The organism is Methylobacterium fujisawaense (assembly GCF_039619325.1).
GTDB lineage: Bacteria > Pseudomonadota > Alphaproteobacteria > Rhizobiales > Beijerinckiaceae > Methylobacterium > Methylobacterium fujisawaense.
The window spans coordinates 4,870,723-4,889,674 of sequence record NZ_CP155000.1 but is presented as its reverse complement, the minus strand read 5'-3'; the positions used below and the strand labels follow the sequence as shown (position 1 = coordinate 4,889,674).

Here is an 18,952-nt window from a genome sequence, read left to right as displayed (position 1 = left end):
CCGATGCCCGCCTTCGTCCTCGACGACCCGACACCGCCGGATCCGCGCCGCCGCTGGGACAGCCTGGACGCGGCGGCCCGGGGCGCCTGCTACGACAACAACGCGGGCGTGCCCGACAGCGCCGCGCAGGTCGCGGCCCGCAACGCGGCCTCCGCGACCTACCGGGCCGCGCATCCGGACGGGCTCGACATCCCCTACGCCGCGGGGGAGCGTACGGCCTTCGACCTCTACCCGGTGGCGGACGCGCGGGCCCCCTGCCTCGTCTTCGTCCACGGCGGCTACTGGCAGCGCAACGCCCGGGCCGATTTCGCCTGCTTCGCGGAGGGCCTGAACACGGCCGGCTGGTCGGTGGCGATGCCGGGCTACACCCTGGCGCCCGCGGCGAGCCTCGCCGGCATCTTCGCCGAGATCGGGGGCGCCCTCGACTGGCTCGCCGAGCACGGAGCGGCGCGCGTGATCGGCGGTCCCATCGTCCTCGCTGGCTGGTCCGCGGGGGCGCACCTCGCCGCCCTCCATCTCGAGCATCCCGCCGTGACCGCCGTCCTGGCGATCTCGGGCGTCTACGACCTCGCGCCGATCCGCGAGACCTACCTGAACGAGAAGCTCGGGCTGACCGACGCGGAGATCGAGACCCTGTCGCCGCTGCGGTTGCCGGTGACGTCCAAGCCCATGACGATCGCCTACGGCAGCCGGGAGCTGCCCGCCCTCGTCCACGACGCGCGCAACCTCCACGCCCTGCGCAGCGCCGCCCACGCGCCGGGCGCCCTGCTGCCGGTGCCGGGCGCCGACCACTTCTCGATCCTCGACGGGTTCCGCCGGCCCGACGGCCTCCTGGTCCGGGCCGCGCAGGACCTTCTCGGAGGCGCCCGATGAGCCGCGAGGGCGTCGGGGCCTCCCTGCCCCGCAAGGAGGACGACCGCCTGATGCGCGGGCGCGGCCAGTATGTCGGCGACCTCCGGTTGCCGGGCCTGCAGGACGTGGCCTTCGTGCGCAGTCCGATGGCGCATGCCCGGATCCGCGCCATCCACGTGCCGGAAGCCTGCCGCGACCGCGTCTTCACCACCGCCGACCTCGACGGGGTGCTGCCAATCCGGGCCGTCTCGGGGCTGCCCGGCTTCAAGGTCTCCGAGCAGCCGGTACTCGCCACCGGCAAGGTCCGGCAGGTGGGCGAGTTGGTGGCGATGTGCGTCGCCCCGACCCGCGCGGAGGCCGAGGACATCGCCGCCTCCGTGGTGCTCGACCTGGAGGAGTTGCCCGCAATCCACGACATGCTGGCCGCGCGCGAGCCGGGTTCCGCCCTCGTCCACGAGCACTGGGGCGACAACGTCTTCCTGGAGACCCTGGTTGACGTCGGCATCGAGAGCGCCCTCGACGCGCCGATCAAGGTCAGCCGCACCATCTCGACGGGGCGCCAGTGCATGGCGCCGATCGAGGGCCGCGGCACCGTCGTGCAGCTCGATCACCGCCTCGAGCAGCTCGTGGTCCACACCGCGAGCCAGATGCCGCACATCGTGCGCAACGGCCTCTCCGAATGCCTCGGGATAGAGCAGGGCCGCATCCGCATCGTCTCGCCGGATGTCGGCGGCGGCTTCGGCTACAAGGCGATCCTGCTGGCCGAGGACGTGGCCCTCGCCTGGCTCGCGCTCCGCTGCGGCCACCCGGTCCGCTGGCTGGAGGACCGGCGCGAGCACCTGACCGCCAACGCCAATTGCCGCGAGCACCATTATCGCATCACCGCCTACGCGGAGCGGGACGGAACCCTGCGCGGCATCGACTGCGAGGCCACGGTCGATTCCGGCGCCTACTCGGCCTACCCGTTCTCGGCCTGCCTGGAGGCCGCGCAGGTCGCCAGCATCCTGCCGGGGCCCTACGACTTCCCGGCCTATCGCTGCCGCACGTGGTCGGTGGCGACCAACAAGTGCCCGATCCTGCCCTACCGGGGGGTGGCGCGCACCGGCGTCTGCTTCGCCCTGGAGCTCGTCCTCGACGCCGTCGCCCGCGCGGCCGGGATCCCGCCCGAGGCGGTGCGCGAGAAGAACCTCGTGCGGCCCGAGCAGATGCCGTTCGAGAACATCACCAGGAAGCATTTCGACAGCGGCGACTACCCGGAGGCCCTGGCCCGGGCGCTGAAGGCCATCGACGTGGAAGCGGTCCGCGCCCGCCAACGGCAGGGCGAGCCGGACGGGCGACGGATCGGCCTCGGCCTCGCGATCTACTGCGAGCAGGCCGCGCACGGCACCTCGGTCTATTCCGGCTGGGGGATCCCGATGGTGCCGGGCCACGAGCAGGCCAGCGCCCGCCTGACCCCGGACGGCGGCCTGGAGCTGCGGATCGGCGCCCATTCCCACGGCCAGGGCCTGGAGACGACGCTGGCCCAGGTCGCCCACGAGATCCTGGGCGTGCCGGTGGCGCGCACCCGCCTCGTCCACGGCGACACGGCGATGACACCCTACTCCACCGGCTCCTGGGGCTCGCGCGTGATGGTGATGGCCGGCGGCGCGGTCGCGGCGGCCTGCGAGGAACTTCGCGCCCGCGCCGTGCGGATCGGCGCCCACCTGCTCCAGGCGCGGCCCGAGGAGTGCCGCTTCGCGGGCGGCCACGTCGTCGGCCCCACGGGCGACGTCCCGCTCGAGGCCATCGCCCGCACCTGGTACCGGCGCCCGCAGGATCTCGCGCCCGACACCGATCCCGGCGGCCTCGAAGTCACCGCCGGCTACAAGCCGGTGCGCGATTCCGGCACCTTCTCGTACGCGGCGCACGCGGCCGTGGTGGCGGTCGATCCCGATCTCGGGGCGGTGGAGATCCTCGACTACGTCATCGTCGAGGACGGCGGCACGCTGGTGAATCCCCTCGTGGTCGACGGCCAGATCTACGGCGGCCTCGCCCAGGGAATCGGCACGGCGCTGTTCGAAGAGGTGCGCTTCGACGGGCGCGGCCAGCCGCTCGCCTCGACCTTCGCCGACTATCTCCTGCCCGGCGCCGCCGACGTGCCGATGGCGCGCATCGACCACATGGAGACGCCCTCGCCCTACACGCGCTTCGGCCAGAAGGGCATCGGCGAGGGCGGCGCCATCGCGCCCCCGGCGGCGCTGGCCAACGCCGTCAACGACGCGCTGGCGCCGCTGGGCGTCGAGATGTTGCATTCCCCCGTGACCCCCCGACGCATCGTGGAGGCCGTGCTCGCCGCCCGCGCGCCCGCCGAGACTGCGCGGGAGGCCGCATGAAGCCCGCACCCTTCGCCTGGGAGCGGCCGGGCAGCCTCGCCGCGCTCTTGGACCGCCTCGCACAGGCCACCTGCAACGTGAAGCTCATCGCGGGAGGGCAGTCCCTCGGGCCGATGCTAAACCTGCGCCTCGTCGAGCCGGATCTCATCCTCGACATCACCGGCATCCCCGAGCTCCGGGAAGCCCGGGTCGAGGGCGACACGCTCGTCCTCGGGGCCTGCGTGACCCATGCCGACATCGAGGACGGGCGCGTTGCCGACGTCACCGGCGGCGCCCTGCAGCGGGTGGCGTCGGCGATCGCCTACCGGCCGGTGCGCAACCGCGGCACGGTCGGCGGCAGCCTCGTCCACGCCGATCCGGCCGCCGATTGGGTCAGCGCCCTGACGGCCCTCGGTGCCGAGGTCGAGATCGCGGGCCGGAACGGCCGCCGCACCCTGCCGGTGGAGCGCTTCGTCACCGGCGCCCTCGAAGTGGCGCTCGGCGCGGGCGAGATCCTCGTCGCCGTGCGCGTGCCGGCGCTGCCGGCGGGCGCCGCCTGGGGCTACGTCAAGCACTGTGCGAAGATCGGCGAGTTCGCCCACGCCATCGGAGCCGTGCGCCTCGAACCCGGCGCGGGCCGGGGCCGGGCCGTGATCGGCGCGGTCGAGGGGCCGCCCGTGCTCCTGGCCGATGCGCGCCCGCTCTTCGGCGGCCGCATCGGCGCCGACTTCGCCGCGCGCTTCGATCCCCGGGTCGCGGATCAGGCCCTGCGGGAGGCCGGGATGGCCGACGCGGTCGAGCGGCACATCCACGTCACCGTCCTCGCCCGCGCGGTGGCGGCGGCCGGGCCCGTTCCCCACGCCAAGCCCCTTCCGGAGGCCGCATGAGCGCCGCGCTGGCCGAACCCGGGGCGTCCCGCATGGCCCTCGCGCTGACGGTGAACGGCCGCGCCGTCCGGGTCGCGGCCGAGCCGCGCAGCCATCTCGGCGACGTGCTGCGCGACGGGCTCGACCTCACCGGCACGCATCTGGGCTGCGAGCACGGCGTCTGCGGCGCCTGCACGGTGCTGCTCGACGGCGAGCCCGCCCGCGCCTGCCTGACCTTCGCGGGCGCCTGCGCGGGCGCCGCCGTCATCACGATCGAGGGCCTCGACACGGACGCGATCACGGGCGAGCTGCGGGCCGCCTTCAACCGCGAGCATGCGCTCCAGTGTGGCTACTGCACGCCCGGGATGCTGGTGGCCGCCCGCGACCTGGTCCTGCGGCTGCCCGAGGCCGACGAGCGGCGGATCCGCGTCGGCCTATCGGGCAATCTCTGCCGCTGCACCGGCTATGCCGGCATCGTCCGGGCCGTGATGGCGGTGATCGCGGACCGGCGCGGGCGCGGAATCCTCCCGGAGACCGGTGCGGCGCGCGCCCTCGGCCCGGTCGGCGCGCGGGTCGGCGAGGCGATGGTCACGCCCCTGACTCCGCCGGCCAAGCCCCTCGCCCCGGTTGCGCCCGCCGCGGTGGCGGATCTGTCCGACACCTTTGAGCCGGCTCACAGCTTCACGCAGGCGCTCGACCTCGCGCATCCGCCGGAGGCCGTCTTCGCGCTGCTGGGCGATATCGACGCGGTCGCCGCCTGCCTGCCCGGAGCGGTCCTGACGGCGCGACCCGCGCCTGACGCCGTGGAGGGCGGCCTGCAGGCGCGGATCGGACCGATCGCCGTGACGTTCCGCGGTCGCGCCCGCCTCACGCGGCAGGAGGCGGCGCGGACCGGCTCGGTCCACGGCGCCGGAACCGACCCCGGCGGCCGCTCGGCCACCGAGGGCCGGATCCGCTACCGGGTCGAGGCTGGACCGGCGCCGGGCACCGCCCGGGTCGCACTCGACGTCGGCTACACCCTGACCGGGCCACTCGCCCAGTTCGGCCGCCCCGGCCTCGTGCGCGACCTCGCCGGCCGCATCGCGGCGGAGTTCGCCCGCAATCTCGATGCCCGGCTCTCGGGCGTCGCGGCCCCGGCCCCCGCCGGCCTCAAGCCGCTCCGCCTGCTCCTCGGCCTCGCCCGCGCGCGCCTCGCGGCGTGGTTCGGCCGCGCCTGATCCCACCCCGCCTCAACGCACCGGAGACACGCGAATGCCCAGCAGGTTCACCCTCACGACCGCGATCCTGCTGGCGCTGACGGCGACGGGCGCCCGGGCGGACGCGATCCGCATCGGCGTCAACGAGCCCCTGACCGGGCCGTTCGCGGCCTCGGGCACCTACGTGGTGAACGGCGCCAAGATCGCCGCCGACGAGATCAACGCCAAGGGCGGCGTCCTCGGCAAGACGCTGGAACTCGTGATCGAGGACAACAAGAGCAACCCGACCGAGGCCGCCGCGGTCGCCGAGAAGCTGATCACCAGCGACAAGACCCCGGTGATGATGGGCGCCTGGGGCTCCAGCCTGACGCTCGCCGTGATGCCCAAGCTCGCGGATTACGAGACGCCGATGCTGGTCGAGACCTCCTCGTCCGGCAAGATCACGACCTCCGGCAACCCTTACGTGTTCCGGATCTCGCCGCCCTCGTCGCTGGAGGCCGAGACCTTCGCGCCGATGGTCGGCCGCCTCGGGCTGAAGAAGGTCGATTTGCTCGTCCTCAACAACGACTTCGGTCGCGGCGCAGCGACCGATTTCGGCAAGATGCTTAAGGACAAGGGCGTCGCGGTCGGCCTCGTCGAGACCATGGACCAGGGCGCGCAGGACATGAGCGCCCAGCTCGCCAAGCTGAAGGCTTCGGATTCCGACACGATCATGATCACGAGCTCGGTCGATCAGCTCGTGCTGCTGTTCAAGCAGATGGCGGCGCTCGGCCTGAAGAAGCGGGTCATCACCACCGGCGGATCGCAGAACCCGGACCAGATCATCGCCCAGGCCGGCGCGGCCGCCGACGGCACGATGCACCTCACGACGTTCCTGCCCTGGTCGCCCGACAGGACGCCAGACCCGAAGGCCACCGAGGCCTTCATCGCCGCGTGGAAGAAGCGCGGCTTCGACTTCGCCGGCGTGACCGAGAGCTTCCGCGGCTACGACGGCATCCGCGCGATCGCCCACGCCATCGAGAAGGCGGGCTCGGCCGATCCGGCCGCGATCACCAAGGCCTTCTGGTCGGTCGACTTCGTCGGGCTCAACGGTCCGATCCGCTTCGCCAAGGCCGGCCCCACCGGGAAGGAGAGCGGCCAGAGCAAGCCCGACGTCTACCTCATCGAGATCAAGGACGGGAAGGTGATCGTGCCGGCACTGTAGGGCTGCCGCCGCGCGCCCTCCCCCGCAGAGCTACGGTCTTCACACATCCCCGGGAGACATCGACGTTGGCGGCAGAGCGCGACGGGCCCCCTCTCCAGGGCGGGAGAGGGTTGGGGTGAGGGATGAGAACGCTCAGGATCGAGCGCACCCTTGAAGCGTCGACAGGGCGTGCCTCTTCCGGTGAGTTCTCGCCCCTCACCCTGTCCCTCTCCCGCACGGGAGAGGGGACCCGTGCTCCACCGTGCACCGATGTTGCCGAACCGAACGTGTGAATCCGCAAGCCCGCAGAGGGGGGAGGGAGACGCGCGGTGCCGGCTCCCGAATTGGCAACCCGCGTGTCCCCGCACGCAGCGAGGCGCCGGTCATCCGGCACGCAACCTGCCAGGAGAAGCCCATGACCGAACTGGTCCAGCACCTCGTCAACGCGCTCATCCTCGGCGGCACCTACGCGCTGCTGGGGATCGGCCTGACGCTGATCTTCGGGATCATGAACGTCGTGAACTTCACCCACGGCGCGCTCTACACGGTCGGCGCCTACGTCATGTACCTCGCAGTCGCGGCGCTGGGGCTGAACTTCTTCCTGGCGCTGCCGGTGGCGATCCTCGGCGGCCTCCTGCTCGGCGCCGCGATCGAGCTGCTGCTGCTGCGGCCGTTCCGGGGCTCGGACATCGACACCACCATGCTGGTGATGATCGGCGCCGGGATCATCCTGCAATCGGGCACGCTCTGGACCTTCGGCGGCGTCGCCAAGGCGATCCCCGCGCCCTTCCCCGAGGCGCCGCTGGAGATCGGCCCGGTCTCGGTGTCGTGGCTGCGGCTGTTCGTGCTCGGCACGGCGTTGACCCTGATCGCCCTGACCTATGCGCTGATCAACCGGACCAAGCTCGGGCTCGCCATGCGCGCCGCCTTCCAGGATTCCGACACGGCGGCGCTGATGGGCGTCGACGTCCGCCGGATCTACACCGCGACCTTCGCGCTGGGCTCGTCGCTGGCGGCGGCCGCCGGCGCTCTCCTCGGTCCCGTCTATGTGGTGTTCCCGCAGATGGGCGGCCTCGCCGAGCTGAAGGCCTTCGCCATCGTCATCCTGGGCGGGCTCGGTAACGTCACCGGCGCGGCGATCGGCGGCTTCATCCTGGCGCTCGCCGAGGAACTGGGGGCCGGCTACGTCTCCTCCGGCTACCGGGACGCGATGGGCTTCCTGATCATCATCGCAGTCCTGCTCTACAGGCCGACCGGGCTGTTCGCGAAGGCGGAGCGCATCGGATGACCCGGCTTCTCCCCCTCGCCCTGCTCGCCGGCCTCGTCGCCCTGCCCCTGGGTCTCGGCGCCAACCCCTACCTCCTCAACGCGCTGATCGTGACGGGCATCCTGACGATCGGCGCCATGAGCCTGAACCTGCTCCTCGGCTTCACCGGGCAGCTCAGCCTCGGCCACATCGCGTTCTTCGGCATCGGCGCCTATGTCAGCGCGCTGACGAGCCTCGGCTTCGACGTCGATCTCGGGTTCGGCATCCGCGCGGTCCACGAGCCGTGGCCGGCGGTGGCCGGCCTCCTGCTGGCGACGGTGGCGGCGGGCGGCTGCGGCTTCCTGATCGGGCGGCTCTCCTTCCGGGTGCGGGGCGCCTACTTCGTGATCGTCACGATCTCGTTCGCCGAGGTCGTACGGCTCGTGGCCCTCAATTGGGTCGAGCTGACGCAGGGACCGCTGGCGCTCACCAACATCCCGGCCATCACCCTCGGTCTGCCCGGCCTCGGGATGTGGACTCTGAAGACCAAGCTCCAGAACTACTACCTCGTGCTGGCCGTCGGCACGCTGTGCTGGCTGATCATCGCCCGCCTCGTCGGCTCGCGCTTCGGCCGGGCGATGCGGGGCCTCAAGGAGAACGAGTCCCTGGCGCTCTCGGTGGGCATCAACGCCACCCGCACGCTGACCGTCGCGGCCGTGATCTCGGCGGCGATGGCCGGCGCGGCCGGCAGCCTCTACGCGCATTACCTGCGCATCATCGATCCCGACGTGTTCCTGTTCGCCACCACGGTCACCATGGTCATCATGGTGGTGGCGGGCGGCAAGGGCAGCCTGATGGGCCCGGTCGTCGGCGGCCTGATCTTCGGCCTGCTGCCAGTGGCGCTCCGCCCGGTCATGGCGCCGGAGGCGCAGTGGATCGTCTACGGCCTCGTGCTGATCGTGATCCTGTTCGTGATGCCGCGGGGCATCGTGCCGGGACTGTCAGCGCTGCTCGGCCGCCGGCAGGTCCGGTCGATCCCGGTCCTCGAAGCCAACCCGGCGGTGCAGCGATGAGCGCGATCCTCTCGGTCGAGCATGTCGGCGTCCGCTTCGGCGGCCTCGTCGCCATCGCCGACCTGCATTTCGACGTCCAGGCCGGCGAGATCGTCAGCCTGATCGGCCCGAACGGGGCTGGCAAGACCACGGCCTTCAACGTGATGACGGGCTTCCTCAAGCCCAGCCAGGGCGATGTCCGCTTCCGCGGCACGTCGCTGAAGGGCCTGCCGCCGCACGCGATCACGCGGCTCGGACTCGCCCGCACCTTCCAGCGCACCAGCGTCTTCCCGGACGACACGGTGTTCGACAACGTGATGATCGGCCTGCACCAGATGGGCGCCGCGGCGGGCCGCGCGCCCGTTCTCGACGCGCTCCTCGGCCGCGCGGGGGCCGGCGAGAGGCAGCTCCGCGCCCGCGCCGCGGCGCTGCTCGACTGGGTCGGGCTCGCCGGCCGGGCGCACGAGAAGGCCGGCGCCCTGGCCTACGGCGAGCAGCGCCTCGTCGGCGTGGCGCTGGCGCTCGCCACCGAGCCCGCCATGCTGCTCCTCGACGAGCCGGTCTCGGGGATGAACGCCTCCGAGACGCGGGTCTTCGTGCGCCTGATCCGGCAGATCCGGGAGCGCGGCGTCACCATCCTGCTCGTCGAGCACGACATGCCGATGGTGATGGAGGTCTCCGACCGCATCGTCGTCCTCAATTACGGCCGCCTGATCGCCGAGGGGCCGCCGGATCGGATCCGCAGCGACCCGGCGGTGATCGAGGCCTATCTCGGCCAGGGCAGCGCGGCCCGGCAGGCCGCCGCTGCCGCGCAGGAGGCGGTCCATGCTTGAGATCCGCGACCTCATCTGCGGCTACGGCCACGTCACGGCGCTGAAAGGGCTCACGATCGACGTGCGCGAGGGCCAGCTGGTCGCCCTCGTCGGTGCGAACGGGGCCGGCAAGTCCACGACGCTCCGGGCGATCTCCGGCCTCGTCGCGCCGCGCTCCGGCGCGATCCGGTTCGCCGGCCGGGACATCGCGGGGGCGGAGCCCCGCCGGATCCTGGCGGCGGGCATCGCCCATTGCCCGGAGGGCCGGCGCGTCTTCCCGCAGATGACGGTCGCCGAGAACCTCGCCATGGGCGCCTATCTCCGCCGCGACCGGGCGGCGGTCGCGGCGGACCTGACGCGCATCTACGGGGAGTTTTCGCGCCTCGCGGAGCGCCGCGACCAGGCGGCCGGCACGCTGTCGGGCGGCGAGCAGCAGATGCTGGCGATCGGCCGCGCGCTGATGGGGCGCCCGAAGCTCGTGCTGTTCGACGAGCCTTCCCTGGGGCTCGCCCCCAACATCGTCGAGCGGATGTTCTCGGTGATCGGGGCGATCCGCGATGCCGGCACGACCGTGCTGCTCGTCGAGCAGAATGCGTTCGCGGCCCTAGAACTCTGCGATTACGCCTACCTGCTCGAAACCGGCCGCATCGTCCTCGCGGGGCGCGGGCAGGACCTCATCGCCGATCCCCACGTGCGGGACGCCTATCTCGGTGGCTGAGACGGACGGGCCAGAGCGGATTTGCCTCGGCCCGCACGACCTTCTCGCCGGGCGGAACTCGGTGGCGATCACCGTCCGAGGATACCATCTGCTTCTCGTGCGCGATGGCGAGCGGATCGTAGCCGCCGAGCGGGCCTGCCCGCACGAGGGGGCAGACTTGTCTCTCGGCCAGTGCGTCGGTGGACGGCTGCTCTGCCCCAGGCATCTCGCCTCTTTCGATCTCCGAGATGGCTCCGTCTCACCGGGCTGGTCGTTTCGTGCCCTTCGCCTGTTCGAGATCGAGTCGGCTTCGGACGGGCTATGGCTCAGGATGAAATGATGTGTCTCGAGCCGTCCTGACGCTGCACGGCGTTCCCGCGGTGCAGGCGCCTCAGCGCGGCAGCCGTGCCCTTCAACCGCTCTGCGGGTGCCGCGTCCATCTCGCGATCACGCCGGCCGTCGATCCCGTTGCGCACGGTCGGGAGCCTGACGCCGAGATCGGCGGCCGCCGCGCGGCGAGACCGTCCGCTCATCTGAGCAAGACGGACCGTTGCGGCACCAGACCCAAGTGTGGACGGCCTCCGCGTTCACGGAAAGCGCTCTCCGGGTCTCCGAGGTGAGTCCACAGTTCAGTTGCAGACCGCCCTCGGAATGGTGAACCGGGGTCGGGGCAGGCGTCGTGCCGGGCGCGGCGACCGTCAGCGGCGCAGACCGGCGCGCCCCGTGCCGCCCGGGCGCGTCCAGCTGGCCACGATGAGCCGTCTGCGGCGGTGATCGCGAAGACTGCACGCGTTCACGGCAACTGCACGTGCGGAGACGCCTGCCTGCCCTTCCAGCGCCAGGCGCGCGCGACGCGCCATACAGCCAGCGTGAAGATCGCCTCGCCTGCGAGAACGCCGACCATCGAGTACAGCGGCCCCACCACCCAGACCATGACAACGACGAGGATGACTGAGATCACCGACGAGTAGACGCTTGAGAAAGCCAGCACCCGGAACTGCCCTGCGGCTTGCAGCAAGATACTTTCCGGGGTGCGGACAAGGCGGAGGCCCATGATCGCCAACCAGAGGACAAATGCCTTCTGAACGTAAAGCAAATCGTAGTCTTTCGAAAACAGAAGCGAGGGCGCGAAATAGGCGACAATGACGCCGAGACCCAAGGTTGCGAACCAGCCGCTCATGAGAATGAATCGAAACAGGGACAGCGTGCGATCGACGTCGCTCCATCGCTGTTGGGCGACGAGCCGTGCGAGACGCGGTCTCTCGAATTCTCCGAGGGCGTTCATCAGGATGATGGCCGGCCGGATCAGGAGTGCGCTCGCCGCGAGCGCCGCAAAGGCGACCGCACCCGAGATCAGGGTCACGAAATAAGCATGTGCGTTGCCGGTGGCCTCCGTCGTGACCAGTCCGAGCAGCGACCAGCTCGAATGCTCTTTCCAGACGGCACCATAGCGCGACAATTCTTCGAGGCGGGGCAATCGAAGCTGTTCCGCGAGATGACGAGGCCCGAACGCCAGCAGACCGCCGGCTGCACTGAGCATCAGAAATCCGTAAGCGAAGAGGGGGGAAGCGCTGCCCTGCCACGCGATCAACCCGATGCCGACGCCGAGGACGACGCCGGATACGATATCGGACAGGGTGGCACGTTGCGGCAGGCCGATCGCATACACATAGGCGCGACCGAACCAGCGCAGCATTGTCAGGCTTGCAAATCCTCCGAATAGGGCTGCAGGTAGAATTTCAATCCCGAGAGCAGCACTGAGCGCGGTAATCATCACAAAAACCAATAGTCCGATAATAATATTCACACCAAACAAACACTCGACAGTAGCGGCATCGCATGTGTTGCTGGCTCTCGCCATCACGACGGGAAGGGGAGCACACAGTAAGGCGCCGGAAAAGCTCATCAGAAATTGTGATGTCACCATAAGGAACGAAAAAGTGCCAAAGTCCTTCGGGCTCATCAGATGGACAAGAACGACTGACAGAACGAATTGTGTCGCTGACAGCACCAATGGGCCGGATACGGCCAGCATGTAGGGCGCGATGATTTGCACGGCCTGTGCAACGGCGATCTTCATGGAAATATTTCGTTTCCAAACGAGCATTCCAGCACCAATTCAAATATAATACGTCTCGCCTCGAAGGGCGAATAAAGAGCGTTGTTGCAATTCAGGCATGAATCCTGCTAAGGTCACGATATCCTTGAGCACTAGCGATTAAGCGCCGACTTTTGAATGAACGCCTAATCGCAGAAAATATCAAGTCCTTAAAATGGAGTAACGCTCGCAGTAATTTGTGCGTTTTTTAGTTTAGCCGTTGAATCCGCGGCTCGAATATAAATAGAGCGCACGCCAGCAGGATGTCGTTTATGCTGCACGATCAAGACATGAAGCCTTCGATAGGCACGGTGTTGCGATGCATGTGGAAACATAAGGCATTGATGGTCCTGGCGGTGGGCGCCGGTATTGCCCTGTTTTTATCAGCTTATTTGTTGATCGCACCGGTCTATGAAGCATCGACATCGCTTCTTGTCAGTCAAGCTTCGGAGAATATTTCCGATGGCAGCCGGAAGCAGCTTGAGTTGATCACCTCTCAAGCTCGAATCGCGGAAAGCGAGGATGTCGTTCGCGGCGCAATCAATCGCGTCGGGCTCGATAAATTCAAAGGCGTCGGCCTATCCCGCCTTCCCGGATTGGGAGGATGGCTGAGGCAGATCGTCCATGGCCGGCGTGACACAGAGGGGGCAGTCCCGGAGAACGCTGGGGGTAAGGACTCAGGCATCTCCGATATCGATCTGGTCGCCTCCGTCCTGAGCCGACGCCTCACGGTGCGGACTGAACCCAATTCCGAGGTCCTGAAAATCTCGTTTCAATACACGGATCCACGTCTGACGGCGGCGTTCGTGAACGCCGTCGCCGAATCGTTCATCGAGCGCCAGATCCGTCTCGCCGATACGCCGGGCGCCATCGATTTCTTTCGCGAGCAGAAAAAGCGATTCAACGAAGAAGTGGAGATGCGCTCCCGACTGTTGGAGCATTTCTCCCGCCGGGAACGAATGTACTCCGTGGAGGATGAGCGAAGCCTGCTTTTGCATCGGGCCAGCGACATTGCGGCGGCTCTGACGGCGACGCGCAGCTCGCTGGTCGATAAACAGGGTCAAAAGGGGGCGCTTGTCGCACAGCTGCGACTTCTCAAGCCGGTGACACAATCTCCGTTCGTGTCGAATCTGGTCGAAAATCTCGGCGGTGACGAGAAAGGTCGGTCGCCGTCACGCGGCTCTTCAGAGAACACGGCCGGCGGGGGCGACCCGCCCTTGTTGATGGTGCGCGTCTATCAGGACTCGATGGTGGCGCTGCTGAAGGTCAATTCCGAGATCGCCGGCCTTCTCGATCTCGTCAAGCAGCAGGAGCAGGAGATCAGCACCGTCAACCGAGACCTGACGACGCTTGTGAGCAAACAGACCGAATTCGAGAGGCTGAAACGCGATGTCGCCCAGGCGACCTTGAATGCGGAACTCTACGCGAAGCGGACCACCGAAGAGCAAATCAATGCCGATCTCAGATCGGCAAAGCTGACGAACATTCGTGTGATTCAGTCGGCGACGACTCCGCTCCGGGCCGTGTTTCCCAACGGGGCTCAATTCCTCGGGCTCGGCGTCGTGTTCGGTCTGATCCTGGGTGCATCGGCGTCCCTGATGCTCGAAATGTACGGTTCGCGACCGGTGTCCGACGCGACGGCCCTGGACGCACCGGCTGCTCCCGGTCGCTTCGCCGCCGCACACGCTTCGACACCCGGCGCGCAGGCCAATGAGCTTCTCCGGAAGGCGTCGGCCTATTTCGCGATGGCCGACCTCAAGCGCCGCGCACGGACGCAGTCAGGATCTTAGAGCGCTGCTCAATCCTGGGTGATGCCGCTGCCGCGACGGCGACGCTCACTCGGGCCTTTCCGCGAAGATGCCGATGGACATCCTTGCACGTTGCGCTCCCCTGGCATTCGGTCGCGCATACGACGCGACCGCGCGATCTCAGCAGCCTGATCGGACAGGGACGCAACCGGGCGGGAGGAAGAAGCCCGCATCGATCCTGCCGACCGAAAACGCGGGGCGAGCGCCCGCTCAGCGAGGTACGCTGCGGCTTCGCATTGGCCATCGGGCGTGAACGCCCGACTTGTCCTGGCCATCCGACACCGTTGCCGAACAGCTGGGGCACACCCGAGGGATGCGAGAAACCGAGGTGTGATCAGAACGCGATCGGTGCAGGCTCGGCGCCCGATAAGCCCGTTGTCGCAATAGAACGCCGCAGGGCCGCGATCACTTCGTCCTGCTCATCCTCACGCAGGCTCGGGTATAGCGGAAGCGAGAGCGTACCTTCGCCCCAGTGCCAGGAGATGGGAAAACGAAGCTGCGCTTGCGCGGTGCGGTACAGGCTCAGCGCGGGAACACAGCGATAGTTCACGGTCGCACCGATCCCGGCCTCGCCGAGAGCATTCAAGACGGCATCCCGCGCCCCGCCCGGAACGTGGATCGGGAATAGATGCCGCGCCGAGACAGCGTCGGCGTCGATGGTCGGCCATCTGAAGGGCGTGCCCGCGAGTGCAGCCTCATACCGTCTGCAGAGACGTTCCCGGATCTGCAGTTGCGGGTCGATCTCAGCGATCTGCGGCTCCAGAAGGACCGCGAGCAAATCCGGGAGGTTGGCCTTCGTCCCCAAGCGGGCGATGTCCCAATGGCGGTAGGTATGCCCCTCGAATCGCCGGGCCGCACTCGCCGACATGCCGTGTTGAACGGTCTGAGCCAAGGCATCCGCCAGAGCCAAATCGTTTGTGACGACGGCGCCGCCTTCGCCACAGGTCACATTCTTGGTCGCGTAGAACGAGAAGATCGCCGCATCGCCGAGCTGCCCCGGACGCCGGCCGTCTCGCGTACCTTCGAAGCAGTGCGCCGCGTCTTCAATGATTTTTTTCAAGCGACAACCGGAACTGACCCCTTCGCGTCACGAGGATCTGACCCCCATGCCGGTTTCCTCGCCTAGACGGGCGTGGGGTTGGGGACGATAGCGGCCCTCTGTAGAAGTCCGCTGCGACGCTTCTCGCGCAGGCGGTAGCTGTCACCGCGGATGGTGACGACGTGGCTATGGTGCAGCAGCCGGTCGAGGATGGCGGTGGCCACCACCGCGTCCCCGAACACGCTGCCCCACTCGCCCACCGCCCGGTTCGAGGTCACCAGCATCGCGCCGCGCTCGTAGCGGCGACTGACGAGCTGGAAGAACAGGTGCGCGGCATCCGGCTCGAACGGCAGGTAGCCGAGCTCATCGATGATCAGCAGCTTCGGCTTGGCATAGTGCGTCAGCCGCTCCTCCAGCCGCCCCTCGGCGTGCGCCTTGGCCAACTGCGCCACGAGCGTCGTGGCTGGGGTGAACAACACGCCGTAGCCGGCCACGATCGCCGCACGCCCGATCGCCACCGCCAGATGCGTCTTGCCCACCCCGGGTGGTCCGAGGAGCAGCACCGCCTCACCGTTGGCGATGAAGCGGCCGGTGGCGATCTCGCGGATCTGCGCCTTGTCCAACGAGGGCTGTGCGCCGAAGTCGAAGCCGGTCAGGTCGCGCACGAACGGGAAGCGGGCCAGCCCGAAGGCCATGTCGATGCGCCGCTGATCGCGCCGGGCGATCTCCCGCTCGCAGAACAGCGTCAGCGCCTCGCGGATCGTCAGTTCGCCCCGGCCGGCCTCGTCGATCAGGCTGTCGAGTTGGTCACGCATGGCCGTCAGCTTCAGGCGGTCGAGCAGTACGGTGAGGTGATCGTGTTCCTCGCTCATCAGAAGCCTCCCCCGGCGACAGCCTCGTACTCGGCGAGCGGACGCAGCAGTTCCGGCGTCGCCACGAGAGGAGGCGGGTCGCGCCGATGAGCCGGTCGCTCACGGCTACCCACGAGCCCGGCCAGATGAGCGTCGTCGACCGCACGGCCGTGACGTCCCTTCAGTTCGGCATGCGCGGCGACCTCCCGTCCGCCGTGGTGGACGCGCACCACCGCTCCGCTCACGGTGACCCGCACCCGCTCACCGATCAGCCGCCAGGGTACCGAGTAAGCGTTGCCGTCGACCGCAACCGCGCAGTCCGCTCCGACCCGGCGCACGAGATCGCGCGCGGCGGAAAACGGCGGCACGCCCGCGAGCGGCCGTAGCGCCCGAGCCTCGTCGCGGGCGAACCGCTCGCCCGGCGCCTCGCCGGTCGTGCCGTGCACGCGCCGGTCGGCGACGTCCCGCGTCCAGGCATCGAGATGCGCCTCCAGGGCTGCGAAGCTCGCGAAGCGGCGGCCGGCCACGGCATTGTTCTTGACGTAGCCGACGCCGCGCTCGTCCTTGCCCTTCGTGCGCGCCCGGTACGGGGCGCAGGCCCGCACCCGGAAGCCCCAGTGGCGGGAGAAGGCGTGCAGGCGCGGGTGCAGGACGACCTCGCGGCTCACAGGGTCGTGGTGCAAGACCAGGGCGCGAGCGTTGTCGAGCAACACCTCGTGTGGCACGCCGCCGAAAGCCCGGAAAGCGCTCTCCAGCCCGGCGAACCAGTCCTCCTGCCGTTCGTGGCCGAAGGCACGCACGTGCAGGCGGCGCGAGTAGCCGAGCGTCGCTACGAACAGGGAGACCCGAGTCGGCACGCCGCCGATCTCGACGCGCCGTTCGCCAAAGTCGATTTGCATCTGCTCGCCCGGCCGCGTCTCGAACCGCACGCTCGCCCGCGCGGCGATCACCAGATCCCGCCGCAACGGCGCGACCGCCCGCTCCACCGTGCGCAGGCTGACGTGGATGCCCTTCTCGGTCGCCAGATCCTGGCGCACGACGTCGGCGTTGCCCGCATGCTGCCGGAAGCGTTCGACCAGCCAGTCCGCCAAGCCGTCGAGCTGCTTCGAGCGCGAGGGCGTCGCGCAGGGGCGCCAATCCCCCCGTCGCAGCCACTGCTTCACCGTGTTCTTCGAACAGCCAAGCTCGGCTGCGATCCGCTTCGCGCCCCAGCCGAGCGCCTGCAGCCGCATCATCGCCGACACGTCGTCCGGCGTCTTCATCTCGGCCCTCCACGGATCGTCCATCCGCGTCAGAGCCTGAGCCTCGTTCCTGATCATCTCGACCTCCTCGCTCATCGAGGGGGTCAGATCCTCATGGCGTCAGGGGGTCAGTTTGCCGTGTCGCCTGACAATTTTGACCGACTCGGGGATCACGGCCCTGAGCGACGGTATATCCACCATGTGGCCATACAGGTGAACCGGGATGACGGCTCTGGTCCTCGTGGTCACCGCCTGCCCTGCCTGGGTCAGGTCCATGAGCAACGTTCGCGCATCAACGTCCACGAAAATCGGTGTCGCTCCAACTTGCCGGACGACATTGGCTGTCGCGGCGAATGTCATGGCAGGAACGATGACCTCGTCGCCCGGTCCGATATCGAGGGCGAGCAAAGTTGCGACCGCGCCCTGCGTCCAGCTTGACGTCAGCTTGGCGCTCCCGACCCCGAAAAAGCGGCGCAGCGTCGTTTCGACCTCCTGGCACCGCGGACCGCTCGTGAGAAAGGGACTCGCGAGAACCGACGCGACACGTTCAGCGTAGCAAGCCGGGAGGGCGTGTCGATAAAATGGGACAGCCATTCAGCTGACCTCGCTGAAGGAGGGTTGTTCGGTATCAGTATACACCGTCCGGGCAGTCGGAATACCGCGCGGTATAACCGATCAAGCCCCCCACGAGACGGCCGTCCGATCGTCTGATCTGCTCTGATGTCTGTCGACGCGACGCGCGTCAGGCTCGCGCGGGCCGACACGGCCGAGGCCGCTTTGCGCCCTTGGTCCGGTCGCCAAGGGTCGCGTCCCCCTAAGCATACGGCGCACCCGCGGCGCAGGGCCCAAACACGCGCCGACTCAATGAAGGCCCCCATTGCCTGCGCGGTTCCCCGCAGATGCCATCGGGTTTCTCGCGCGACGCGATCGCTGCTGCCTTGCTCAAGTCCAAGCTGCGGACAGGAGATCCCGATTGCCGTGCCGGCGGGGACGTCGTTGAGACCGGGGGCCGAGCTCGGCGCCGTCCTCGGTTGCATCGGCTGAGGCGCGACGCGGTCCAGTTCACCGTTCATGAGCGTCGTCGCGATAGGGGTCCGGTGGTCGGCCTTACCGAGGTGCTGCGCTGGCAAATTACTGTTTACGCTTCTGTAACGATTGACGAGGAGAGTTCGCGATCGGCGTGAGCTGGCGATTGCTCCAAGCGAGGATGCCCAGACATGGTCTTTATCATCGCCTCGGCTTTCGCAGCGGCTCTCGTTGCGTTCATCTCCACGATCGGCAGCGGCCTGGTTTTCTCGATCCTCGCGGTCTTCATCTCTGGCAATTGTGCCGCTCTGCTCGCTGGATGCTGGCTCATGCGCCAGCGGGGCGCGGCTTAACGGGATCGGTTGCTAGCGAACCGACCGCTCGACCTCCTGATCGCTCGTGACGCTCAATCCAACCTGGCTGCGCGGCAACGAATCGACCGCCGGTTCCTGGGATAAGCGCGCGGTTCCAGGATCAAGACGACCGCACCAGCCGAAGCCGCTCGGACCACCGTTCGGAACGACGTTGCCGACACCTCAGCGATCGCGAAATCGCGGCGTCTGGCTCGGGTGAGGCGCAGCATCCCCGGCCTTCCGGAACGGAGGGCTCCAGGCGGCGCGATTCGGCCTAACCG

Annotated in this window: 16 protein-coding genes and 2 pseudogenes; 11 read left to right on the top strand and 7 right to left on the bottom strand. The window is 68.6% G+C overall.

The features are described 5' to 3' along the window. Positions 1-3 precede the first annotated feature (3 nt). The 10 genes from ABC766_RS23155 (at position 4) to ABC766_RS23110 (ending at position 10,595) form a co-directional block, all read left to right on the top strand. Positions 4-873: an alpha/beta hydrolase gene (locus ABC766_RS23155; protein ID WP_345819607.1), complete on the top strand. Its 870-nt coding sequence runs from the start codon at positions 4-6 to the stop codon at positions 871-873. Next, entirely contained in the window at positions 870-3,224 is a 2,355-nt protein-coding gene (locus tag ABC766_RS23150; RefSeq protein WP_345819606.1) for a xanthine dehydrogenase family protein molybdopterin-binding subunit, read from the top strand. Before ABC766_RS23155 ends, ABC766_RS23150 begins: the two co-directional genes overlap by 4 nt. Then, positions 3,221-4,090: an FAD binding domain-containing protein gene (locus ABC766_RS23145; RefSeq protein WP_043354720.1), complete on the top strand. Its 870-nt coding sequence runs from the start codon at positions 3,221-3,223 to the stop codon at positions 4,088-4,090. The genes ABC766_RS23150 and ABC766_RS23145 overlap by 4 nt, the downstream gene beginning before the upstream one ends. Then, positions 4,087-5,286: a xanthine dehydrogenase family Fe-S subunit gene (locus ABC766_RS23140; protein WP_345819605.1), complete on the top strand. Its 1,200-nt coding sequence runs from the start codon at positions 4,087-4,089 to the stop codon at positions 5,284-5,286. Before ABC766_RS23145 ends, ABC766_RS23140 begins: the two co-directional genes overlap by 4 nt. Before the next feature lie 34 nt (positions 5,287-5,320). After that, entirely contained in the window at positions 5,321-6,469 is a 1,149-nt protein-coding gene (locus ABC766_RS23135; RefSeq protein ID WP_345819604.1) for an ABC transporter substrate-binding protein, read from the top strand. Between the two features lie 394 nt (positions 6,470-6,863). After that, entirely contained in the window at positions 6,864-7,736 is an 873-nt protein-coding gene (locus ABC766_RS23130) for a branched-chain amino acid ABC transporter permease (protein WP_345819603.1), read from the top strand. Continuing rightward, positions 7,733-8,767: a branched-chain amino acid ABC transporter permease gene (locus ABC766_RS23125; protein ID WP_345819602.1), complete on the top strand. Its 1,035-nt coding sequence runs from the start codon at positions 7,733-7,735 to the stop codon at positions 8,765-8,767. The genes ABC766_RS23130 and ABC766_RS23125 overlap by 4 nt, the downstream gene beginning before the upstream one ends. Continuing rightward, positions 8,764-9,579 carry an ABC transporter ATP-binding protein gene (locus tag ABC766_RS23120; RefSeq protein WP_279899146.1) on the top strand — a complete coding sequence of 272 codons (816 nt, stop codon included), beginning with the start codon at positions 8,764-8,766 and terminating at the stop codon, positions 9,577-9,579. The genes ABC766_RS23125 and ABC766_RS23120 overlap by 4 nt, the downstream gene beginning before the upstream one ends. Further along, a complete protein-coding gene (locus tag ABC766_RS23115; protein WP_345819601.1) occupies positions 9,572-10,276 on the top strand; it encodes an ABC transporter ATP-binding protein in 705 nt (234 codons plus the stop codon). Before ABC766_RS23120 ends, ABC766_RS23115 begins: the two co-directional genes overlap by 8 nt. Further along, positions 10,269-10,595 (top strand): Rieske (2Fe-2S) protein, encoded by a 327-nt coding sequence (locus tag ABC766_RS23110; RefSeq protein WP_081948780.1) that lies wholly within the window; start codon positions 10,269-10,271, stop codon positions 10,593-10,595. Before ABC766_RS23115 ends, ABC766_RS23110 begins: the two co-directional genes overlap by 8 nt. 13 nt (positions 10,596-10,608) lie before the next feature. On the opposite strand, the pseudogene ABC766_RS23105 reads toward ABC766_RS23110, so the two are convergent. Both ABC766_RS23105 and ABC766_RS23100 read right to left on the bottom strand, forming a co-directional pair. Further along, positions 10,609-10,812: pseudogene (locus ABC766_RS23105) on the bottom strand (IS3 family transposase); the annotation flags it as partial. A gap of 236 nt (positions 10,813-11,048) precedes the next feature. Then, positions 11,049-12,335 (bottom strand): hypothetical protein, encoded by a 1,287-nt coding sequence (locus ABC766_RS23100; RefSeq protein WP_345819600.1) that lies wholly within the window; start codon positions 12,333-12,335, stop codon positions 11,049-11,051. 290 nt (positions 12,336-12,625) lie between these two features. Here ABC766_RS23100 and ABC766_RS23095 point away from each other — a divergent pair, with 290 nt between their 5' ends. Beyond that, a complete protein-coding gene (locus tag ABC766_RS23095) occupies positions 12,626-14,143 on the top strand; it encodes a GumC family protein (RefSeq protein WP_345819599.1) in 1,518 nt (505 codons plus the stop codon). A 37-nt stretch (positions 14,144-14,180) separates the two neighbouring features. On the opposite strand, the pseudogene ABC766_RS34020 reads toward ABC766_RS23095, so the two are convergent. The 5 genes and pseudogenes from ABC766_RS34020 to ABC766_RS23075 form a co-directional block, all read right to left on the bottom strand. Further along, a pseudogene (locus ABC766_RS34020) lies at positions 14,181-14,436 on the bottom strand (IS3 family transposase); the annotation flags it as partial. Positions 14,437-14,495: 59 nt separating this feature from the next. Then, complete coding sequence (locus ABC766_RS23090) at positions 14,496-15,221, bottom strand: DegT/DnrJ/EryC1/StrS aminotransferase family protein (RefSeq protein WP_345819598.1); 726 nt, start codon at positions 15,219-15,221, stop codon at positions 14,496-14,498. A 62-nt stretch (positions 15,222-15,283) separates the two neighbouring features. Further along, the gene (istB, locus tag ABC766_RS23085) at positions 15,284-16,072 is read right to left on the bottom strand and encodes an IS21-like element helper ATPase IstB (RefSeq protein ID WP_127991182.1); all 789 of its coding nucleotides are present in this window, start codon (positions 16,070-16,072) and stop codon (positions 15,284-15,286) included. After that, entirely contained in the window at positions 16,072-17,370 is a 1,299-nt protein-coding gene (gene istA / locus ABC766_RS23080) for an IS21 family transposase (protein WP_427902312.1), read from the bottom strand. The genes istB and istA overlap by 1 nt, the downstream gene beginning before the upstream one ends. 42 nt (positions 17,371-17,412) lie before the next feature. After that, positions 17,413-17,886: an aminotransferase class I/II-fold pyridoxal phosphate-dependent enzyme gene (locus ABC766_RS23075; protein ID WP_345819597.1), complete on the bottom strand. Its 474-nt coding sequence runs from the start codon at positions 17,884-17,886 to the stop codon at positions 17,413-17,415. Between the last annotated feature and the right edge of the window lie 1,066 nt (positions 17,887-18,952).

What these genes read in the sequence shown, in the direction of transcription:
- ABC766_RS23100 (WP_345819600.1), bottom strand. Translation starts at nt 12,335, where the DNA reads ATGAAGATCGCCGTTGCACAGGCCGTGCAAATCATCGCGCCCTACATG.
- ABC766_RS23095 (WP_345819599.1), top strand. Translation starts at nt 12,626, where the DNA reads ATGCTGCACGATCAAGACATGAAGCCTTCGATAGGCACGGTGTTGCGA.
- ABC766_RS23115 (WP_345819601.1), top strand. Translation starts at nt 9,572, where the DNA reads ATGCTTGAGATCCGCGACCTCATCTGCGGCTACGGCCACGTCACGGCG.
- ABC766_RS23145 (WP_043354720.1), top strand. Translation starts at nt 3,221, where the DNA reads ATGAAGCCCGCACCCTTCGCCTGGGAGCGGCCGGGCAGCCTCGCCGCG.
- ABC766_RS23125 (WP_345819602.1), top strand. Translation starts at nt 7,733, where the DNA reads ATGACCCGGCTTCTCCCCCTCGCCCTGCTCGCCGGCCTCGTCGCCCTG.
- ABC766_RS23155 (WP_345819607.1), top strand. Translation starts at nt 4, where the DNA reads ATGCCCGCCTTCGTCCTCGACGACCCGACACCGCCGGATCCGCGCCGC.
- ABC766_RS23140 (WP_345819605.1), top strand. Translation starts at nt 4,087, where the DNA reads ATGAGCGCCGCGCTGGCCGAACCCGGGGCGTCCCGCATGGCCCTCGCG.
- istA (WP_427902312.1), bottom strand. Translation starts at nt 17,370, where the DNA reads ATGATCAGGAACGAGGCTCAGGCTCTGACGCGGATGGACGATCCGTGG.
- ABC766_RS23135 (WP_345819604.1), top strand. Translation starts at nt 5,321, where the DNA reads ATGCCCAGCAGGTTCACCCTCACGACCGCGATCCTGCTGGCGCTGACG.
- ABC766_RS23150 (WP_345819606.1), top strand. Translation starts at nt 870, where the DNA reads ATGAGCCGCGAGGGCGTCGGGGCCTCCCTGCCCCGCAAGGAGGACGAC.
- ABC766_RS23075 (WP_345819597.1), bottom strand. Translation starts at nt 17,886, where the DNA reads ATGGCTGTCCCATTTTATCGACACGCCCTCCCGGCTTGCTACGCTGAA.
- ABC766_RS23130 (WP_345819603.1), top strand. Translation starts at nt 6,864, where the DNA reads ATGACCGAACTGGTCCAGCACCTCGTCAACGCGCTCATCCTCGGCGGC.
- istB (WP_127991182.1), bottom strand. Translation starts at nt 16,072, where the DNA reads ATGAGCGAGGAACACGATCACCTCACCGTACTGCTCGACCGCCTGAAG.
- ABC766_RS23120 (WP_279899146.1), top strand. Translation starts at nt 8,764, where the DNA reads ATGAGCGCGATCCTCTCGGTCGAGCATGTCGGCGTCCGCTTCGGCGGC.